Genomic DNA, 17850 nt, shown 5'->3' with positions numbered 1-17850 from the left:
CCCGGGTCCGGCCCCAGCCCAGCTCCGCCCAACCCCAACCTAACTCAACCCAACCCAATCCAACGATCCCCCATCACACAATCACACAAAAGCTATCCAGATACATTCCTCTGGATAGCTTTTCACATGTTCAGGCTGCTTGTATGGGTACAGTACTTTATTGCTTCATTTTCAGTGGGGTTAGGCATCTGCTTTTTGAGCTTCGGTTTCATTTTTCCATTTTTGGCGGGTGGCTTCTCCTCCGCGTAGGTGGCGGATGGATTTGTGGTAGGCCAGAATTTCTGCGACTTCCCGTGACAAGCATGGATCTACATTTGGTAGTCGTTCGGTCAAGTCTTTGTGGACCGTGCTTTTGGAGTAGCCGGTCGCATTGGCTAGCGCGCGCACTGTCAAGTTGGTCTCGATCAGTAGCTTGCCCAGTCGTACGCAGCGTTTTCTAATTTGCTCGTGCACGCCCTCTTCCTTTCTCTATTCACTCCTTTGACTAATGTAGTGTATGCGAACAGGTGTCAACATATGAAAAAAGCCATTCCGGGGGCTGGAATGGCTTGGGTGCTTCGTATTAAAATGCTAGGAAATCGTGTGGATTTACGGCTACTCCATCTTGCTGGATTTCGAATTGCAAGTGGACGCCTGCTTCAGGATTCCATTCATTCTGCGTCGTCTCGGCAAGCACTTGTCCTTGTTCGACTGTGTCGCCTTCTTTCACAAGTACGCCTGTCAATGAACCGTAGACTGTTGACTTTCCGTCCGCGTGTTTCAATCTAATTTCTGTGCCTTTGAATGAATCCACGATGACTTCTTCGACTGTTCCACTCATTGCCGCTACAGCTTCGAATGGTTCTCCATCCATCGATAGAGAAAGTCCTTTGCTGGTGACGTACGTCTGGTTGAATACGAGTAGTGCTTTCTCACGCACTGCTTCGTCTGCTTCTGCATCATAAAATTCTTGTAAGATGGCGACTTGATCTACTTTTGCTTCATCGAATGGATACTTCAGTGTTTCCTTTGCTGCGTTTGTTTCTACCGTGGCGTTTTCTTTTGGCTGCTCTACTTTTGCCACTTCAGACGGTGCTGATTCTTCCGTCGTCAATGCGGTGTATCCCCATACCATGCCGATGAATAAAAGCGCTACGCTCGTATAAATGGCAGGCCAGAACCAGCCGTTCTTCGTTTTCTTGTTCTCCTGAGAAGGGGCCTTTGGTTTTTCTTCTCGCATGTTCATCACCTCACTTGCATTCTTTGCAAGTTAAGAGGATTTTAAACATCGATCTTCAGGTAAATTTATTTGCTGGATTTTTGTGCCTGTATAATAGTGAGACACAATTTGATCTGCGGTCCATCCTTTTTGCGCAAAAGCCTCCGCACCGTATTGACTCATCCCGACTCCATGGCCATAACCAACGGTCGTAATATGGACGATTTGATTGTTAACATCATACGCAATATTGAAATCGGTAGAGGCCAAATGAAGCTTTTCACGAATTTGTCGCCCACTTGTTTCATATTGTCCAGAGATGATTTTCTGGACACGTCCGGTTTGATTGCGAACGAGCTTCAGTTCACGAAATTGATTGGCATCCCAGTTGAAACCGAGTTTACGATTCCATTCAGTCAATGTTAGCTCTTGCTTGCGCTCTACGGTAGGGGCTACATCTTCTTCGCCTGGACTTTCCACGCTCTGTAAATACTCGACTGGATTGCCGCTAAAGTTTTGTGCAGCTTCAGTTTTTCCATTGGATGTAGAGAAAAACATGGCGGATATGATTTCTTCCCCGTACACAATGATTTGACCTTTCGTCTCTTCCGCCGCTTTGCGCACTTTCTTTTCATTGTCGTTGAACGCCTTGCCCCAACGCTCTTTACGTTCAGATTCTGTGCGATACACTTGAGCAGAGACATCTTTAGCGATCGGCTTGGCCCCTTTGTCTGTGTTTCTTGCGGCATATGTGCGGGCAGCAATCACTTGCGCTTTCAATGCTTCGGGATGAAAATCAGCCGGCATCTCACCTGCTACCACTCCGACGACATACTCTTCTAGCGGAATCGGCTCGTCCACACCTATGACCGTGATCATGGCATCGCAATACTTCTCCTCTCGTTGGTCTACCAGTTTAAATTCTGGCGCTTGTCTTACAAGAATAGGAATAAAAAATAATGTGAGAATGATGAATAAAAGGAGTAGTTTTTTGTACATACTAGACTATATGTTAAGCGGAGATTTCGTATTCATTGGAATCCATGAAAAAACCATGAACAGCGGACTGTCCATGGCGTCGTTCATTATACTAGTTGAGATTCTGAAACTTCTTGTTCAGTTGAAACACGTGTTATGTCTGCGCCTAGGGCTTTGAGCTTTTTATCAAAGTTCACATAACCGCGATCTAAGTGAATCAATTCAGTCACACGTGTAACGCCTTCTGCTACGAGTCCGGCTAGGATGAGTGATGCAGCGGCACGCAAGTCTGTGGCTGCGACTTCCGCACCTTGGAGTTTTGAAGGCCCTGAAACAATAACAGAACGCCCTTCGATCTTCACATCCGCGTTCATACGGCGGAATTCTTCAACGTGCATAAAACGATTTTCAAATACGGTTTCCGTTAACACACCGATACCGGTAGCTGTTAACATCAATGCCATCATTTGTGATTGCATATCTGTCGGGAAACCTGGATGCGGCATCGTCTTCAAGTCAACTGCCTTTAGTGGATGCTTCGCTGTAACGCGAATCCCTTCATCCAACGGAGTAATGTCTACGCCCATTTCCGTTAATTTGGAAATTAAAGCTGTAGAATGTTCAGGTACTGCATTGTCGATGGTAACGTCTCCACCTGTAATTGCTGCAGCTACCATGAATGTTCCTGCTTCGATACGATCCGGAATAATGTGATGAACCGATGCATACATTGTCTGTACACCTTCGATACGAATAGTATCCGTACCTGCACCTACGACTTTACCGCCCATTTCATTGATGAAATTCGACAAGTCGACAATTTCAGGTTCTTTGGCAGCGTTCTCGATGATCGTTGTACCTTCCGCGAGAGCAGCAGCCGTCATAATATTTTCTGTTGCACCTACGCTTGGGAAATCCAAGTAGATCTTCGCGCCTTTTAATCGTCCGTCTACTTTTGCTTCAACATGACCATGTCCAAATGAAATTTCTGCTCCCATTGCTTCGAAGCCTTTCAAATGTTGGTCAATGGGTCTTGAACCGATTGCACAGCCGCCTGGCAATGCAATACGTGCGAATCCGTTACGCGCCAGTAACGGTCCCATTACTAAAATGGATGCGCGCATTTTACGTACAAATTCAAATTGTGCTTCATCAGCTAGTCTTCCACGTGAATCTACGATGACTTCCCCTTTTTCTGGATCATGCGTGATTTTTGCGTTTAAACTTTTAAGCACTTCATTAATCGTCCGTACATCTGAGAGATTGGGAACATCACGAATGACATTCACTCCTTCAGATGCTAATAAAGCAGCAGCCAAGATCGGTAATACCGCGTTCTTCGCACCTTCTACACGTACGTTCCCTTGTAAAGTCCGTCCGCCGTTAATAATAATTTTTTCCACCAGTAGCCCCTCCGAGTCCAATTTATCCTTCACCCACAGCCTATTATCAATAATCGTTTAATCGTCTATAAACATTTTCATTGGTGTTGCAGTTCAATTGTTAAATTCAAATTTCACATATAAAACATATACTATTGTACCTTGTAAAACTATCCTAAACAAGTACCTTCCGGCGCAGTTTTGTGTTATTTCTTGCATGATGTAGTATATGTGATGATCTGACACAAAGTGATTGCATTTGACCGTTCATTTATAGCCACATAATCGTAATTACCCGCTAATCCTACATTTTACACGCAATGTGAGATATTTTTATTACATGTATATTACAAAGTGGCTTCATGGAAAGTCTACAATGTAACGTATGTAGAATTTCCACTTCAACCATGGGACACTTGTCCTATACATTCGCTGTTGAAACCCTACCTATAAGTTGTTGACTATAAGTGAATTCATTTGAACTTTTAAAAGTTCAAATGACAAAACCACACCATGTCATGGTCATCCCGTTTTAATTTCTTTCAGCCAGAGTTCTGATTTCCGCTGGTCGTACTAGTAGAGCTTCAGCTGAAGGAAATCAAAACCAGGTTGCCCATCTTCCTGACCAGTAGGATATGTCTAAAAAGAATTTTGATACGGTAGATCCGATAGCAATACTTAACAAAATAAACAAAAGTTGTGTTTGGAATACGCGGTTTTTTCGTATGATGTTCTCTGGCAGGATTGCTTGTAGTGCATAAAAGCTGATGCCGATGAAGAAGATGTGCGATACGATCGCGAGTAGTGGATTACTTCCTAACATACTATCCATAGTTACCACTCCTTTTTTCCTTTGTATAGAGAAAATGGGCAGACAGAGGTTGTCTGTCCACCCATTTCAACTATAGATTAAATACGTTGTTCATACACTTGTATGCGGTTAATAGCACGTTTTAAATCAAGCTCTGCTAAGTTTTGAGAAAGGTCATCAGTCTTTTTCTGAAGATCTTGTTCAGCTTTTTCAGCAGCTTTCTTTGCGCGTGCGATATCAATAGACTCAGCCAGTTCCGCACTCTGTGCCAATACAGTGACAACTTCAGGACGGACCTCGATGAAGCCTCCGTGGACTGCGACTGTTTCTGTTTTGCCATCTGTCTTTAGGCGAAGTGCACCAATTTGAAGCGGCGCGACCATCGCGATGTGACCGGGTAGAACCCCGATCTCACCTGCTTCGGTAACTGCAATCACCATGTTCGCATCCATTTCAACAACAGGGCCGTCGGGAGTGACGATATTCACTTTGATTTTACTCATTTTTTTCCCTCCTGGTCCCTTTTCTTAGACTTCTACACCCATAGCTTTTGCTTTTGCGATAACTTCTTCGATACGTCCAACTAGACGGAATGCATCTTCCGGTAAGTGATCATACTTACCTTCAAGAATTTCAGCAAAGCCTTTGATCGTTTCAGCAACAGGAACGTAAGAACCTTTTTGTCCTGTAAACTGCTCCGCAACGTGGAAGTTTTGTGACAAGAAGAACTGGATACGACGTGCGCGGTCAACAACCTGCTTGTCGTCTTCATCCAACTCATCCATACCTAGGATTGCGATGATATCTTGCAATTCACGGTATCGTTGAAGAGTAGTTTGTACTTCACGAGCTACACGGTAGTGTTCCGGTCCAACGATTTCTGCACTCAATGCACGTGAAGAAGAAGCTAGTGGATCCACAGCTGGGTAGATACCCATCTCTGAAAGTTTACGCTCCAAGTTCGTTGTTGCATCTAAGTGAGCGAAAGTTGTTGCCGGAGCTGGATCCGTATAGTCATCCGCTGGTACGTAGATTGCTTGGATCGATGTAACCGACCCTTTATTTGTAGAAGTGATTCGCTCTTGTAACTGACCCATTTCTGTAGCCAATGTCGGCTGGTAACCAACCGCAGAAGGCATACGTCCAAGTAGGGCAGAAACTTCAGAACCTGCTTGTGTAAAGCGGAAAATGTTATCGATGAACAATAGAACGTCTTGTCCTTGCTCATCACGGAAATACTCAGCCATAGTCAAGCCAGAAAGTGCAACACGCATACGTGCGCCTGGTGGCTCGTTCATCTGACCGAATACCATTGCCGTTTTCTTGATAACGCCTGAATCTGTCATTTCAAAGTACAAGTCGTTTCCTTCACGAGTACGCTCTCCAACACCAGCGAATACGGAAATACCACCGTGTTCTTGTGCGATGTTGTTGATTAATTCCTGAATTAGAACTGTTTTACCAACTCCAGCACCACCGAAGAGTCCGATTTTACCACCCTTGATGTATGGTGCAAGCAAGTCAACTACTTTAATTCCTGTTTCAAGAATTTCTACCTCTGTGGATAGGAATTCGAATGTAGGTGCAGCACGGTGAATTGGGTCACGTTGTGATTCAGCAGGAACTGGCTCACGCATGTCAATTTCCTCACCTAGTACGTTAAATACACGTCCGAGTGTAACGTCACCAACTGGAACAGAAATGGGTGCGCCTGTATTAATTACTGACGTACCACGTTTCAGACCATCTGTCGAAGACATTGCAATCGTACGAACTGCATCATCACCAAGGTGAAGTGCTACTTCTAAAGTCAATACTTCAACCACTCCGTTAGAACGGTCGATATTAACCTTCAATGCGTTATAGATCGCTGGAAGTTGTCCGTTTTCGAACTTTACGTCGACAACTGGACCCATAACTTGAAGAATATGTCCATTACTCATGCTTTTCCCTCCTGTCTTACTGTTTCAAATCTTTTATTCGAGTGCTGCTACGCCGGCTACGATTTCAGTGATTTCCTGAGTGATCGCTGCTTGACGAGCACGGTTAAATTGTAATGTTAACGAATCAATTAGGTCAGACGCATTGTCTGTCGCCGTCTTCATCGCTGTCATACTGGAAGCATGTTCGCTCGCTTTTCCATCGAGTACCGCTCCATAAATGAGGCTCTCCGTGTATTGTGGGAGAAGTGTTTCGAGAATCGCTTCTGCTGAAGGCTCGAACTCATAAGATGATGAAGCTGATACAGATGAAATATCTGTGAGTGGAAGCAATTTACGTTCAGTTGCTTCGTTGGAGATGGCGGAGATGAAGTGGTTGTAATACAAGAACACTTCATCGTACACGCCTTCTGTGAACATGCCAACAGCCCGATTCGCGATATCTTTTACTTCTTCAAAACGAGGGTGATCCGAAAGTCCGATCAGGCTTTCTTCAATCTGGTAACCCAGACGGTCGAAGAATTCATAGCCTTTACGACCGATCGCGATAATGACCACTTCATCTTTCGATTTATGGCGTTGTTCGATTGCACGGGTAACTGCACGGAAAATGTGCGCGTTGTATCCACCAACTAGTCCACGGTCGGAAGTAACTACGATGTACGCAGACTTCTTTACAGGGCGTGCAGTTAATAGAGGATGTCCGGAATCTTTCGTTACGGCTGCAATGGCACCAACTACTTCTTCTACTTTATCCATGTATGGTACGAATTTCTTCGCATTCATTTCAGCACGGTTTAGTTTAGAAGCAGATACCATTTGCATCGCTCTCGTGATTTGACTCGTCTTTTTTGTTGAAGCAATACGGCTTTCTATCTCGCGTAAGGACGCCACTGGCTATTCACCACCTTTATTTTAAGATCCATTCAAGGAATATTAAGCTTCAGAAGTCACAAAATTTTTCTTGAATTCGTTGAACGCTGCGCTCATTACGTCATCAGCTGGAAGATCTTTCGTTGTACGGATGTGATCATACACTTCCGTATGGTTGGATTCTAACCAGCTAGTGATTTCACTTTCAAAACGCAATACGTCTCTTACTGGAATATCGTCGAGGTAACCGCGTGTCAGTGCATATAGACTGATTACTTGGTATTCGACTTTCAACGGCTTGTTCAAGTCCTGCTTCAAGATTTCAACTGTGCGTTGACCGCGGTCCAGTTTCGCTCTTGTAGATGGATCTAGATCCGAACCGAATTGTGAGAATGCTTCTAGTTCACGGAATGCTGCCAAGTCCAAACGAAGTGTACCGGCAACTTTCTTCATTGCTTTAATTTGCGCTGATCCACCAACACGGGATACGGATAGACCGGCGTTGATCGCTGGACGTACACCTGAGAAGAATAGGTCAGACTGCAAGAAGATTTGTCCGTCTGTAATAGATATTACGTTTGTTGGAATATAAGCGGAGATATCTCCAGCTTGTGTTTCAACGAACGGCAATGCTGTAATCGATCCTGCTCCTAGTTCGTCATTCAACTTTGCAGCACGCTCAAGTAGGCGACTGTGTAGGTAGAAGACATCCCCTGGATATGCTTCACGGCCCGGAGGACGACGAAGTAGCAAGGACAGTTCACGGTAAGCTGCTGCTTGTTTAGATAGATCATCGTAAACAATTAGTACGTGCTTGCCGTCGAACATGAATTCTTCTGCCATCGAAATACCTGTATATGGTGCCAAGAAAAGCATTGGCGACGGGCTTGATGCAGAAGCAGTAACTACGATTGTGTAGTCAAGTGCACCGTTCTTACGTAAAGTTTCAACCACTCCACGAACAGTAGATTCTTTTTGACCGATTGCGACATAGATACAGATCATGTCTTGGTCTGCTTGGTTTAGGATTGCGTCAATTGCAACAGTTGTTTTACCTGTTTGACGGTCACCGATGATTAATTCACGTTGTCCACGGCCGATCGGAACTAGAGCGTCAATCGCTTTGATTCCTGTTTGCAATGGTTCGTGAACTGATTTACGCGCCATAACCCCTTGTGCAGGGCTTTCGATAGGACGAGTTTTTGTTGTATTGATTGGACCTAGTCCATCAACTGGTTGTCCAAGTGAATTGACTACACGTCCGATCAATTCTTCTCCGACTGGTACTTCCATAATACGGCCTGTACGACGAACTTCATCGCCTTCTTTAATGTCTGTGTATGGCCCTAGGATAACGATACCTACGTTGTTCGCTTCCAAGTTTTGTGCCAGACCCATTACGCCGGTAGAGAACTCAAGAAGTTCCCCCGCCATGACATTGTCGAGGCCATGAGCAAGTGCGATACCGTCACCTACACGGATTACAGTACCTGTTTCACTTACTTCCATTTCAGACTGATAATTTTCGATCTGTTGTTTGATCAGACCGCTAATTTCCTCAGCTTTGATGCCCATGTATGTCACCCCTCTTAATTCAAATTAATTGATTAATTGACGTTCCAGACGCGCCAGTTTTGCACTGACACTACTGTCGTAAATTTGATTGCCGATCTGAAGGCGAATGCCACCGATCAAGCTTGGATCAATGATGTTTTCGATATGCAATGATTGTTTTCCTACTTTGTGCGCAAAGGCAGTAGAGATAGCTGTACTTTCTTCATCAGAAAGCAAACGTGTAGAGTAGACTTTCGCTTCGGCAACTCCGGAAGCCTCGTTAGCGAGTTCCTGGAAGTCTTCGATTAGACTGTCTATTTCTTCAATACGACCTGCATCGAGCAACACGTATAGTGTGTTCAACACAAGTGGGTTTGCTCCATTGAAAAATTGCCCAATCAATTCTTTCTTTTTCTCTGTAGAAAACTTTGGTGAAATTAATAGCTCACCAAACTGCTTGTCTCCAGCGAATACTTTTTTCATTTCTTTTAGATCAGTTTGCACGGAAAGTGTTTGTTGCTTTTCCTGTGCTGCTTCAAATAATGCAACGGCATAACGTTTTGCGATTACCGATTGGCTCATCGCCCTTCGCCTGCCTTCACAATCGTTTCTTCGATCAATGCGCGGTTATCTTCCTCAGAAATTTCCTTCCCAAGAACCTTAGACGCAGCCAAAATAGAAAGAGATACGAATTCTTCGCGAACTGCTGCAACGGCTTTCTCTTTTTCAGTAGCGATTTCGAGAGTTGCAGATTCTTTCATACGGTTAGCTTCAGCGCGTGCAGCCATAATCAGCTCTTCACGTTGAGTGTCACCTTGTTTCTTCGCACTCTCTACAATAGATTGTGCGTTTTCGCGCGCTTCTTTCAATAGAGCACGTTGCTCTTCAAGAAGCTTTGCAGATTCTTGACGACTTGCTTCGGCTTGTTCGATCTCTGTAGCGATTAGTTTCGCTCGTTGATCCATCACGCCCATTAACGGACCCCATGCAAACTTCTTTAGAAGTACCATGAGAATCGTGAAAAATACTACAGTGACGATAATGTCGCCTAAATTTAGACGTTGGTTTAAACTAGCTAAAAATCCTGCGTCAGCGTTTGCTGATAAGAGGACGAAGGTATCCAACACGATTGTTTCACTCCCTTCAAGAGCTCATGACTCTTTTGTTTCTTACTCAATTTAGAACACTTTATTCTTTCAGATCTATCGTTTGTTTATTTGATGACATAAAGCAATGGCGAAGACCTATACTGCATGCTTCGCCATATAACGCAAATATTATTTGTTCATTACGATAAACGCAATAACAGTTGCGATGATTGGAAGTGCCTCAACCAATGCAACACCAATGAACATTGTTGTTTGTAGAACGCCACGTGCTTCTGGTTGACGAGCGATCCCTTCAACTGTCTTAGAAACGATTAAACCGTTACCGATACCTGCACCAAGTGCACCTAGACCAACTGCAATAGCTGCTGCTAATAAACCCATACCTGCCATTTTGTATTTCCTCCTAATATTCTTTGTAGTTTTGTTCCCTGATTCCAGGGTAAATATATGTTTAGTGATCTGTGCTGACTTTGTGAGCCATATAGACCATCGTTAACATAACGAAGATAAATGCTTGGATCGCCCCGATAAATACCGAGAAACCGAGCCATGCAAGTGCTGGTATAACAGCTCCGGCAAGACCGAAGATGCTGGAAGCACCCAATGTTGCAAGTAAACCAATCAAGATTTCACCTGCGAAAATGTTACCGTAAAGACGAAGACCGAGTGTCAACGTGTTTGCGAATTCCTCAATGATCTTCAATGGTGCTAAGAATGGAATTGGTTGGAAGTACGTTTTCAAATACTTGCCCATTCCGAGCTGTTTCACACCATAGTAATGCGTTAACGCAACCACTGTAGCAGCGAGGGTTAACGTGATAACTGGATCGGCTGTCGGTGATTTCCACCAAAGTTGGTGATCCCATACGATTGCGAATGGAAGACCAATCATATTTGCAACAAAGACAAACATGATCAAAGTGATGCCTAGTACGTGGAAGCGGCCTCCCGTTTTCCAGTCCATGTTATTTTTGATGATGCCTTTGACAAAGTCCATGACCCATTCCATGAAGTTCTGCATACCCGTAGGTTTCATTTGAAGCCGCCGTGTAGATGCAACTGCAATCAGGAAGACGATCAGACACGTTACAAATAACATCAGTATATTCGATGGGTTAAACCCGATTCCGAATAAAATAAACTGTGGATTTTCATGATTCACGTTTTTGTTCACCTCCCCTTGCTAGTAAAGTGTCATTGCTTAAAATGGAACAGCAGATGACCAGTAAACAGCAATGCATAGGGTATCATTAACCCGATTACCGTGCTGATCAGATCGAACTCCTCCGGCATAACGAGTGCAATGGCCGTAGCCCCTACACCTGATGCAAAACGTAAGCCCATACCTAATGACTTCGCTCGCTTTCCTTCATCGATGGACCGATCAAATCGTTCCATCCGTCGAACGAGAATCCAAAAGTTATACATACCGAAAAGTGAACCTAAGATGAGCCCAGCGAAGATTGTCCGGTAGTCCAAGAAAAACCAACCGAGCACGAACAATGCAAGCAAAAAAAAGAAACTCTTCTTTTGCTGTTTAAAAATTTCCTGCATACTTTGCATTGTCGATTCTCCCAATTCGTATTTTGGATTACAGCGTCTGAAGTGTTCAGTAGTTCCCGACTTGTGTCGAGTGTTGAGTCTTTGTCGTTTTGATCTCTTTCAACGACATAGATTCCTTGTAGGGGAATCTGGAAATTGTAAGTGAATCGCCTGTTCCGTCCACCAGGTGACGTTGCTATGTGCGACGTCGACAAAGTGTTAAGGTTTGGCGCTTCCGAGTGAAGACTTGAAACCTACGAAACATGATTTCTGTACTCAATTTATGTATGAGTTCCTTATCAATCTTACCCTTTGTTAGCATACAATAGAGGGTTTTTTATGTCAATTGATTCAAGTGATTAAATTCACAATGTGTTCTCTTTGTCAAACATTCGACATATTTGTTTATTGGCTTTATGTGGTATTTTTTGGTTGGGATTTGAGTGAGAAATTGTTAGTGTTTTAAGATTTAAATGTTCTAAGCGTCGTTGGTTTAATACTGGAGAGACTGACGGGCTGTTGGGGTGGGAATTGGCGCTTCGGAGGGGACGCTTTCCCATGGGCCCGCGGTGAGCCAACCAGGTCGCAAGTGCAAAGATGTGCTCCTAACGCTTCGCTTTTACTCGCAAAAGCCGTACTTCGCTACGGCTCTCGCTCTCTTTTGGTTGTCTCACCTGATCGGGCTGATCCATCGGGAGTCGCCCCTCCTACGCACCAATCCCTTACAATCTGAGTGGTGGCTACCATTTGTTGTTCATTGAAGTTAGGCTTGTAGCTTAGTTGGAAGTTGAAGGTAACTGATTACATCACTTTGTAAGTAGGATTGAAGCGGAAGCCGGGGCTCCGGGAGGATCAGCGAAGCGCTAGGAGCATGCACTTTCATTGTCTGCACCCTTTAACCCACGCCCTCCGGAACGCGTCCGCCAGCTGGAGCTTTAATCCCGGACTACAAGCCCCCTCCCCTCTCTAAACAACTTTTATTTGCAGTCAAAAAAACAGCAGATGTAAGTTCTCTGCTGTTTTGGTTCTTATAGTGAATGTAGGTATTTAAGTAGGGACTCTACTATACGCGCCGATGCGTGGCCGTCGCCGTAGGGGTTGTGGGCTTTGGACATTTTTTCGTACTCGGCATCGTCGGATAGAAGCGCGTCGGATAGTTGGAAGATGTTTTCTTCTTCTGTTCCCGCTAAGCGCAATGTGCCTGCATCGATACCTTCTGGGCGTTCGGTTGTATCCCGCAGAACGATGACAGGTTTCCCAAGGGATGGTGCTTCTTCTTGGATGCCACCTGAGTCTGTAAGAATGATGTGCGAACGTGCCGCGAAGTTATGGAAATCTAGTACTTCGAGCGGCTCGATCAGATGAATGCGGTCGTTGTCGCCTAGTAATTCATCCGCCACTTCACGTACAGCCGGATTCATGTGCACGGGATAGATCACTTGAATATCATCGTGTTTGTCTAGCAAACGATTGATCGCACGGAACATGTTGCGCATTGGTTCACCGAGATTTTCACGTCGGTGCGCAGTCAATAAGACTAAACGGTCGTCTCCAAGCGTATCAAATATTGGATGGTGATACTCCGGATCTACCGTCGTTTGCAATGCATCAATTGCCGTATTACCTGTGATGTAGATACGTTCTTTATTTTTGCCTTCATCGATCAAATTTTGCGCGGATCTTTCAGTTGGTGAGAAATGAAGATCGGCAATAACGCCAGTCAGTTGGCGATTCATTTCTTCAGGGTACGGCGAATATTTATTCCATGTACGTAGCCCGGCCTCCACGTGACCGACCGAAATTTGATTATAGAACGCAGCTAGACTACCGATGAACGTCGTCGATGTATCACCGTGGACGAGCACGATATCCGGTTGCGCTTCTTTCATTATTTTATCCAAACCTTCTAGGCCGCGTGTTGCCACATCGATCAGCGTCTGGCGGTCTTTCATGATATTCAAATCATAGTCTGGTGTAATGTTAAATGTTTCCAGCACTTGGTCAAGCATTTCACGATGCTGGGCAGTGACCGTGACGATTGACTCAATTTCATTCGGATGCTTTTCGAGCTCGAGAACGAGAGGCGCCATTTTAATAGCTTCCGGTCTTGTGCCGAAAATCGTCATCACTTTCCATTTTTTAGTCAATGATTGATCCCTCCATTATTTCGTGCCGAATAAACGGTCACCTGCGTCACCTAGTCCAGGGACGATATAGCCATGTTCATCCAACTTCTCGTCTAGCGCTGCGATATACACGTCAACGTCTGGATGCGCTTCTGTCAGAACTTCGACACCTTCAGGAGCAGCGACTAAGCACATAAATTTGATGTTCACCGCGCCACGCTTTTTCATTGAATTGATTGCTTCAACTGCAGTTCCACCCGTCGCCAGCATCGGATCCACTACGATGAATTCACGCTCAGCTACATCAGAAGGCAACTTCACAAAGTACTCAACGGGCTTTAATGTTTCTGGGTCGCGGAATAATCCAACATGTCCTACTTTTGCTGCTGGGATTAAATCAATGATTCCGTCGACCATGCCGATTCCCGCACGTAAGATCGGAACAATTCCTAATTTTTTCCCTGCCAAAATGCGTGATTTTGCTTCGCAGACCGGTGTCTGGATCGTAATTTCTTGCGTTGGAAGATCACGTGTGATTTCGAAAGCCATAAGTGTGGCTAATTCGTTCACAAGCTCGCGAAATTCTTTCGTTCCTGTATCGACCTTTCGTATAAACGTCAATTTGTGTTGAATTAATGGATGATCAAAAACATGTACTTTTCCCATTGGTATCGCTCCTTTTCGGAATATCTTGTACATTATAACAGAAATCAAGCACGAGGCGCAGTGAACATGTGTGATTTGTAATAATGAAAATATAATGAAAACGACATTTAATTTTGTGAATGCTCATACTTCTTCAGAAGTGCTCTGTGGGTTGGTGTATTCGCTCTACTAAGCGCTCTATTGAACTGTGTATCCGCTCTATCAAGCGAGCGACCCGCTCATACTTTCTTTCAAGCGCTCTATTTGCTGGCTTAACCGCTCTATGTTACGTTCTATCCGCTCTATACAACTCCGCGAGCGCTCTATGTGTCCCCTCAATCGCTCATTCGGCCCGGTTATCCGCTCTATGCCGTTCCGCGTGTACTTAGTGTGTCGGCTAAAACACTCTATCGTCCGCGCCATCTCGCTCAATACCTGTCTGTAAGCGCTCAATGTGCTGGCTTAACCGCTCTATATCGCGTTCTATCCGCTCTATACAACTCCGGGACCGCTCTATGTGTCGCCCCAATCGCTCATTCGGCCCGGTTATCCGCTCTATGCCATTCCGCGTGCGCTCAGTATGTTGCTAAAACACTCTATCGTCCGCGCCATCTCGCTCAATGCCCCTCCGCAAGCGCTCAATGTGTTGGCTTAACCGCTCTATGTCACGTTCTTTCCGCTCTATACAACTCCGCGAGTGCTCTATGTGTCGCCTCAATCGCTCATCCGGCCCGGTTATCCGCTCAATGCCGTTCCGCGTGCGCTCAGTATATTGGCTAAAACACTCTATCGTCCGCGCCATCTCGCTCAATGCCCGTCTTTAAGTGCTCTATTTGCCGGCTTGACCGCTCTATATCGCGTTCTATCCGCTCTATACAACTCCGGGAGTGCTCTAAGTGTAGCCTCAATCGCTCTACCTTCACGCTCAACCGCTCATTGAATCAAGTTAACCGCTCTATCCACACCCCCAACCGCTCATAAACACCCACCCACCACATAAAAAAGCGCCTAACACAAGGTCAGGCGCTCGTTTGCTTATTTATATAGAGGATACTGATCTGTCAAAGCAGTAACGGCTTTGCGTGCTGCTTCTTTTGCGGACGGATCTTCGTGGTTTTTCAACAATTCTGCGATGATGCGTCCTACTTCTACCATGTCTTTTTCTACGAAACCACGAGTGGTAACAGCCGGTGTACCGATGCGGATACCAGACGTGATGAATGGTCCTTCCGTGTCGAATGGTACGGTGTTTTTGTTTACTGTGATTCCCACTTCATCGAGTACGTGCTCCGCTACTTTACCAGTTAGGTCTAGTGATTTCAGCTTCACAAGTACGATGTGGTTGTCTGTACCGCCAGACACGACGTCGATTCCTTCTGATTGTAATTTTTCAGCCAATGCTACAGCGTTTTTCTTTACTTGTTGTGCATATTCTTTGAATGAAGGATCGAGTACTTCTTTGAACGCTACCGCTTTTGCAGCGATTACGTGCATCAACGGACCGCCTTGAACGCCCGGGAATACTGTTTTGTCGATTTTCTTGCCGAATTCTTCAGCCATTTCTTCATTCAATAGAATGATTCCGCCACGTGGTCCACGCAATGTTTTATGCGTTGTGGATGTCACAAAGTGTGCGTGTGGAACTGGATTTTCATGCTCACCTACTGCGACTAAACCTGCGATGTGTGCCATATCTACCATCAAGTATGCTCCAACTTCATCCGCAATTTCACGGAATTTTGCAAAGTCGATTCCACGTGGGTACGCACTTGCACCCGCAACGATCATCTTCGGCTTGTGCTCAAGCGCTTTTTGACGAACATCTTCATAATCGATCACTTCTTCATCTTTTGTGACACCGTAATCTACGAAATTATAAAGCTTCCCCGAGAAGTTAACTGGTGAACCGTGTGTTAAGTGACCGCCGTGAGAAAGGTTCATTCCAAGAACTGTGTCGCCTGCCTCAAGTGCTGTAAAATAAACAGCCATGTTTGCTTGTGCACCAGAGTGTGGCTGTACGTTTGCATATGCTGCGCCGAAAATTTCTTTTACACGATCGCGTGCAATGTTTTCGACTACGTCTACGTGTTCACATCCACCGTAGTAACGCTTGCCTGGATATCCTTCAGCATATTTATTCGTCAAGTATGACCCTTGCGCTTCCATTACCGCTTCCGATACGAAGTTTTCAGATGCGATTAATTCGATGTTCGAGTTTTGACGGTTCTTCTCCGCCATGATTGCTTCATAAATTGCTGAATCATTGCATTGTACATTGCTTAAGTCCATTGGATAGTATCCCCTTTTTTCTGATAGTTTTATATTTTCTTGTATTGTACACGGTTTATTCGTATTTCGCACGACTTCCGCCAATTAATTTTGGACGAGTTGTCGCAAGTGTGATTACAGCTTCACCGATTTTTTTAATAGATGTGCGGATCGGTACTACTACTGGCTTCATTTGCATGCCAATTAAAGTTTGTCCGATATCGATACCGGCATTTGCCTGTACCGATTCCACTACGACAGGATCGCTGAATTGTTGATATGCATACGTAGACATCGAGCCACCCGCTTTAAAAACGGGTATAACGGATACAGGTTCTAGATGAAATTGCTGTGCCGTCTTGCGTTCCAATGTGATGGCGCGGTTGATATGCTCGCAACCTTGGAAAGCTAAATGTACATGGTATTTATTCGCGAACGCTTGAAGCGGTGCGAATAGTGCTTCTCCTATTTCCAGTGCACCGTTCGTACCGATACGGGCACCCGCTACTTCAGAAGTAGAACAGCCGACGACGAAAATCGTCCCTTCGACAGGTGGTGCTTGCTCGGCAAACTCGGTCAATGCTTGTTCTAGCTGCAGTTTCCATAATTGAATGGCATCCACTTGTTCCACCTACTTCCTTTAGTTCTTTTCAAGTTCCATCATTTTATTTATACGACGCTCGTGACGGCCGCCTTCAAATTCTGTTTCAAGCCAAGCGCTAACGATTTCTCGTGCTAGACCTGGTCCAATTACACGTTCTCCCATCGCTAACATGTTGGTGTCATTATGTCCGCGTGTCGCTTTTGCGCTGAATACATCATGAACGAGCGCGCAACGGATCCCTTTGATTTTATTGGCGGAAATGGACATGCCGATTCCTGTACCGCAAATCAAAATTCCGCGGTCTACTTTCCCCGCCACGACGTCGTTCGCTACCGGTACTGCATAGTCAGGATAGTCAACGGAAGTGTCGGCGTCCGGTCCGTAGTCGATATATTCAATGTCGAGTTCGGTTAATAAATTGGTGATCTCTTTTCGGAGGTTGTTGCCTCCGTGGTCTGAAGAAATTGCAACTTTCACTGCGCACCCTCATTTCTATTTTTGCTTATCGCTTATTCTATCATTGTTCGATTAAAAAATCATCGGTTTTACTGTACTATTTTTGAAAACCCTATTTTAAAACGTTGAATTTTTGTCATAAAGACGAATATTATATGAATAAAACGAAATCATCGTACGTGTTTGAAGGCTGAGAAGGCAGGTTCAAGGCATTGCTTGACGTAAATTAAGCATTCTATTCGGAAAGTTTCATTTTTGTAGATGCCTAGGTGTAGGGATGTTGCTCGACTGATTGGTGTGCTTGCGCGACTAAGTAGCACGTAATTAGGTTGTAGTTCTAATCAAACACCAAACTAAACCACAC

Annotated in this window: 19 protein-coding genes; all 19 read right to left on the bottom strand. The window is 44.8% G+C overall.

Annotated features, from left to right (window positions below; genetic code table 11):
* Nucleotides 1-180 precede the first annotated feature (180 nt).
* The 19 genes from SporoP17a_RS12400 to rpiB all read right to left on the bottom strand — a co-directional run bounded on the left by SporoP17a_RS12400 (nt 181) and on the right by rpiB (nt 17507).
* Nucleotides 181-453, bottom strand: coding sequence for a sporulation transcriptional regulator SpoIIID (locus SporoP17a_RS12400; RefSeq protein WP_083034962.1), 273 nt, complete (start codon nt 451-453; stop codon nt 181-183).
* A gap of 109 nt (nt 454-562) precedes the next feature.
* On the bottom strand, nt 563-1219 hold the full coding sequence (locus SporoP17a_RS12395; RefSeq protein WP_167693427.1) for a M23 family metallopeptidase: 657 nt from the start codon (nt 1217-1219) through the stop codon (nt 563-565).
* Nucleotides 1220-1249: 30 nt separating this feature from the next.
* A complete protein-coding gene (spoIID, locus tag SporoP17a_RS12390) occupies nt 1250-2077 on the bottom strand; it encodes a stage II sporulation protein D (RefSeq protein ID WP_237262322.1) in 828 nt (275 codons plus the stop codon).
* Between the two features lie 206 nt (nt 2078-2283).
* A complete protein-coding gene (gene murA / locus SporoP17a_RS12385) occupies nt 2284-3579 on the bottom strand; it encodes a UDP-N-acetylglucosamine 1-carboxyvinyltransferase (protein WP_083034960.1) in 1296 nt (431 codons plus the stop codon).
* Nucleotides 3580-4156: 577 nt separating this feature from the next.
* Nucleotides 4157-4390, bottom strand: a complete 234-nt coding sequence (locus SporoP17a_RS12380) for a DUF1146 family protein (protein ID WP_029053440.1) — start codon at nt 4388-4390, stop codon at nt 4157-4159.
* Between the two features lie 77 nt (nt 4391-4467).
* Entirely contained in the window at nt 4468-4872 is a 405-nt protein-coding gene (locus SporoP17a_RS12375; protein WP_083034959.1) for a F0F1 ATP synthase subunit epsilon, read from the bottom strand.
* Between the two features lie 24 nt (nt 4873-4896).
* Nucleotides 4897-6312, bottom strand: a complete 1416-nt coding sequence (atpD, locus tag SporoP17a_RS12370; RefSeq protein ID WP_083034958.1) for a F0F1 ATP synthase subunit beta — start codon at nt 6310-6312, stop codon at nt 4897-4899.
* Between the two features lie 33 nt (nt 6313-6345).
* Nucleotides 6346-7203 (bottom strand): ATP synthase F1 subunit gamma, encoded by an 858-nt coding sequence (gene atpG / locus SporoP17a_RS12365; RefSeq protein WP_029053443.1) that lies wholly within the window; start codon nt 7201-7203, stop codon nt 6346-6348.
* Between the two features lie 42 nt (nt 7204-7245).
* On the bottom strand, nt 7246-8757 hold the full coding sequence (gene atpA, locus SporoP17a_RS12360) for a F0F1 ATP synthase subunit alpha (protein WP_083034957.1): 1512 nt from the start codon (nt 8755-8757) through the stop codon (nt 7246-7248).
* Nucleotides 8758-8781: 24 nt separating this feature from the next.
* Nucleotides 8782-9318 (bottom strand): F0F1 ATP synthase subunit delta, encoded by a 537-nt coding sequence (locus SporoP17a_RS12355; protein ID WP_083034956.1) that lies wholly within the window; start codon nt 9316-9318, stop codon nt 8782-8784.
* Nucleotides 9315-9866: a F0F1 ATP synthase subunit B gene (gene atpF / locus SporoP17a_RS12350; protein WP_369824339.1), complete on the bottom strand. Its 552-nt coding sequence runs from the start codon at nt 9864-9866 to the stop codon at nt 9315-9317. The genes SporoP17a_RS12355 and atpF overlap by 4 nt, the downstream gene beginning before the upstream one ends.
* Before the next feature lie 147 nt (nt 9867-10013).
* On the bottom strand, nt 10014-10226 hold the full coding sequence (gene atpE, locus SporoP17a_RS12345) for a F0F1 ATP synthase subunit C (RefSeq protein WP_029053447.1): 213 nt from the start codon (nt 10224-10226) through the stop codon (nt 10014-10016).
* A gap of 70 nt (nt 10227-10296) precedes the next feature.
* Nucleotides 10297-11007 (bottom strand): F0F1 ATP synthase subunit A, encoded by a 711-nt coding sequence (atpB, locus tag SporoP17a_RS12340; protein WP_083034955.1) that lies wholly within the window; start codon nt 11005-11007, stop codon nt 10297-10299.
* Between the two features lie 32 nt (nt 11008-11039).
* Entirely contained in the window at nt 11040-11408 is a 369-nt protein-coding gene (locus SporoP17a_RS12335; RefSeq protein ID WP_083034954.1) for an ATP synthase subunit I, read from the bottom strand.
* 1007 nt (nt 11409-12415) lie between these two features.
* Complete coding sequence (gene wecB / locus SporoP17a_RS12330) at nt 12416-13534, bottom strand: non-hydrolyzing UDP-N-acetylglucosamine 2-epimerase (protein ID WP_083034953.1); 1119 nt, start codon at nt 13532-13534, stop codon at nt 12416-12418.
* A 15-nt stretch (nt 13535-13549) separates the two neighbouring features.
* A complete protein-coding gene (gene upp / locus SporoP17a_RS12325) occupies nt 13550-14179 on the bottom strand; it encodes a uracil phosphoribosyltransferase (protein WP_083034952.1) in 630 nt (209 codons plus the stop codon).
* 1014 nt (nt 14180-15193) lie between these two features.
* Entirely contained in the window at nt 15194-16447 is a 1254-nt protein-coding gene (gene glyA, locus SporoP17a_RS12320; RefSeq protein WP_083034951.1) for a serine hydroxymethyltransferase, read from the bottom strand.
* Nucleotides 16448-16502: 55 nt separating this feature from the next.
* A complete protein-coding gene (locus SporoP17a_RS12315) occupies nt 16503-17048 on the bottom strand; it encodes a TIGR01440 family protein (RefSeq protein WP_167693426.1) in 546 nt (181 codons plus the stop codon).
* A gap of 18 nt (nt 17049-17066) precedes the next feature.
* Nucleotides 17067-17507, bottom strand: coding sequence for a ribose 5-phosphate isomerase B (rpiB, locus tag SporoP17a_RS12310; RefSeq protein ID WP_083034949.1), 441 nt, complete (start codon nt 17505-17507; stop codon nt 17067-17069).
* Nucleotides 17508-17850: the final 343 nt, after the last annotated feature.

This window comes from Sporosarcina ureae, from assembly GCF_002082015.1.
GTDB lineage: Bacteria > Bacillota > Bacilli > Bacillales_A > Planococcaceae > Sporosarcina > Sporosarcina ureae_A.
The sequence above is the reverse complement of the archived record's forward strand: the minus strand, read 5'-3'. Positions and strand labels throughout refer to the sequence as shown.

Bases quoted from the DNA above. Each gene is read 5' to 3' on its own strand.
- SporoP17a_RS12375 (WP_083034959.1), bottom strand. From the start codon at position 4,872: ATGAGTAAAATCAAAGTGAATATCGTCACTCCCGACGGCCCTGTTGTT.
- SporoP17a_RS12335 (WP_083034954.1), bottom strand. From the start codon at position 11,408: ATGCAAAGTATGCAGGAAATTTTTAAACAGCAAAAGAAGAGTTTCTTT.
- SporoP17a_RS12380 (WP_029053440.1), bottom strand. From the start codon at position 4,390: ATGGATAGTATGTTAGGAAGTAATCCACTACTCGCGATCGTATCGCAC.
- SporoP17a_RS12395 (WP_167693427.1), bottom strand. From the start codon at position 1,219: ATGCGAGAAGAAAAACCAAAGGCCCCTTCTCAGGAGAACAAGAAAACG.
- spoIID (WP_237262322.1), bottom strand. From the start codon at position 2,077: ATGATCACGGTCATAGGTGTGGACGAGCCGATTCCGCTAGAAGAGTAT.
- atpD (WP_083034958.1), bottom strand. From the start codon at position 6,312: ATGAGTAATGGACATATTCTTCAAGTTATGGGTCCAGTTGTCGACGTA.
- atpE (WP_029053447.1), bottom strand. From the start codon at position 10,226: ATGGGTTTATTAGCAGCAGCTATTGCAGTTGGTCTAGGTGCACTTGGT.
- SporoP17a_RS12355 (WP_083034956.1), bottom strand. From the start codon at position 9,318: ATGAGCCAATCGGTAATCGCAAAACGTTATGCCGTTGCATTATTTGAA.
- glyA (WP_083034951.1), bottom strand. From the start codon at position 16,447: ATGGACTTAAGCAATGTACAATGCAATGATTCAGCAATTTATGAAGCA.
- atpA (WP_083034957.1), bottom strand. From the start codon at position 8,757: ATGGGCATCAAAGCTGAGGAAATTAGCGGTCTGATCAAACAACAGATC.
- upp (WP_083034952.1), bottom strand. From the start codon at position 14,179: ATGGGAAAAGTACATGTTTTTGATCATCCATTAATTCAACACAAATTG.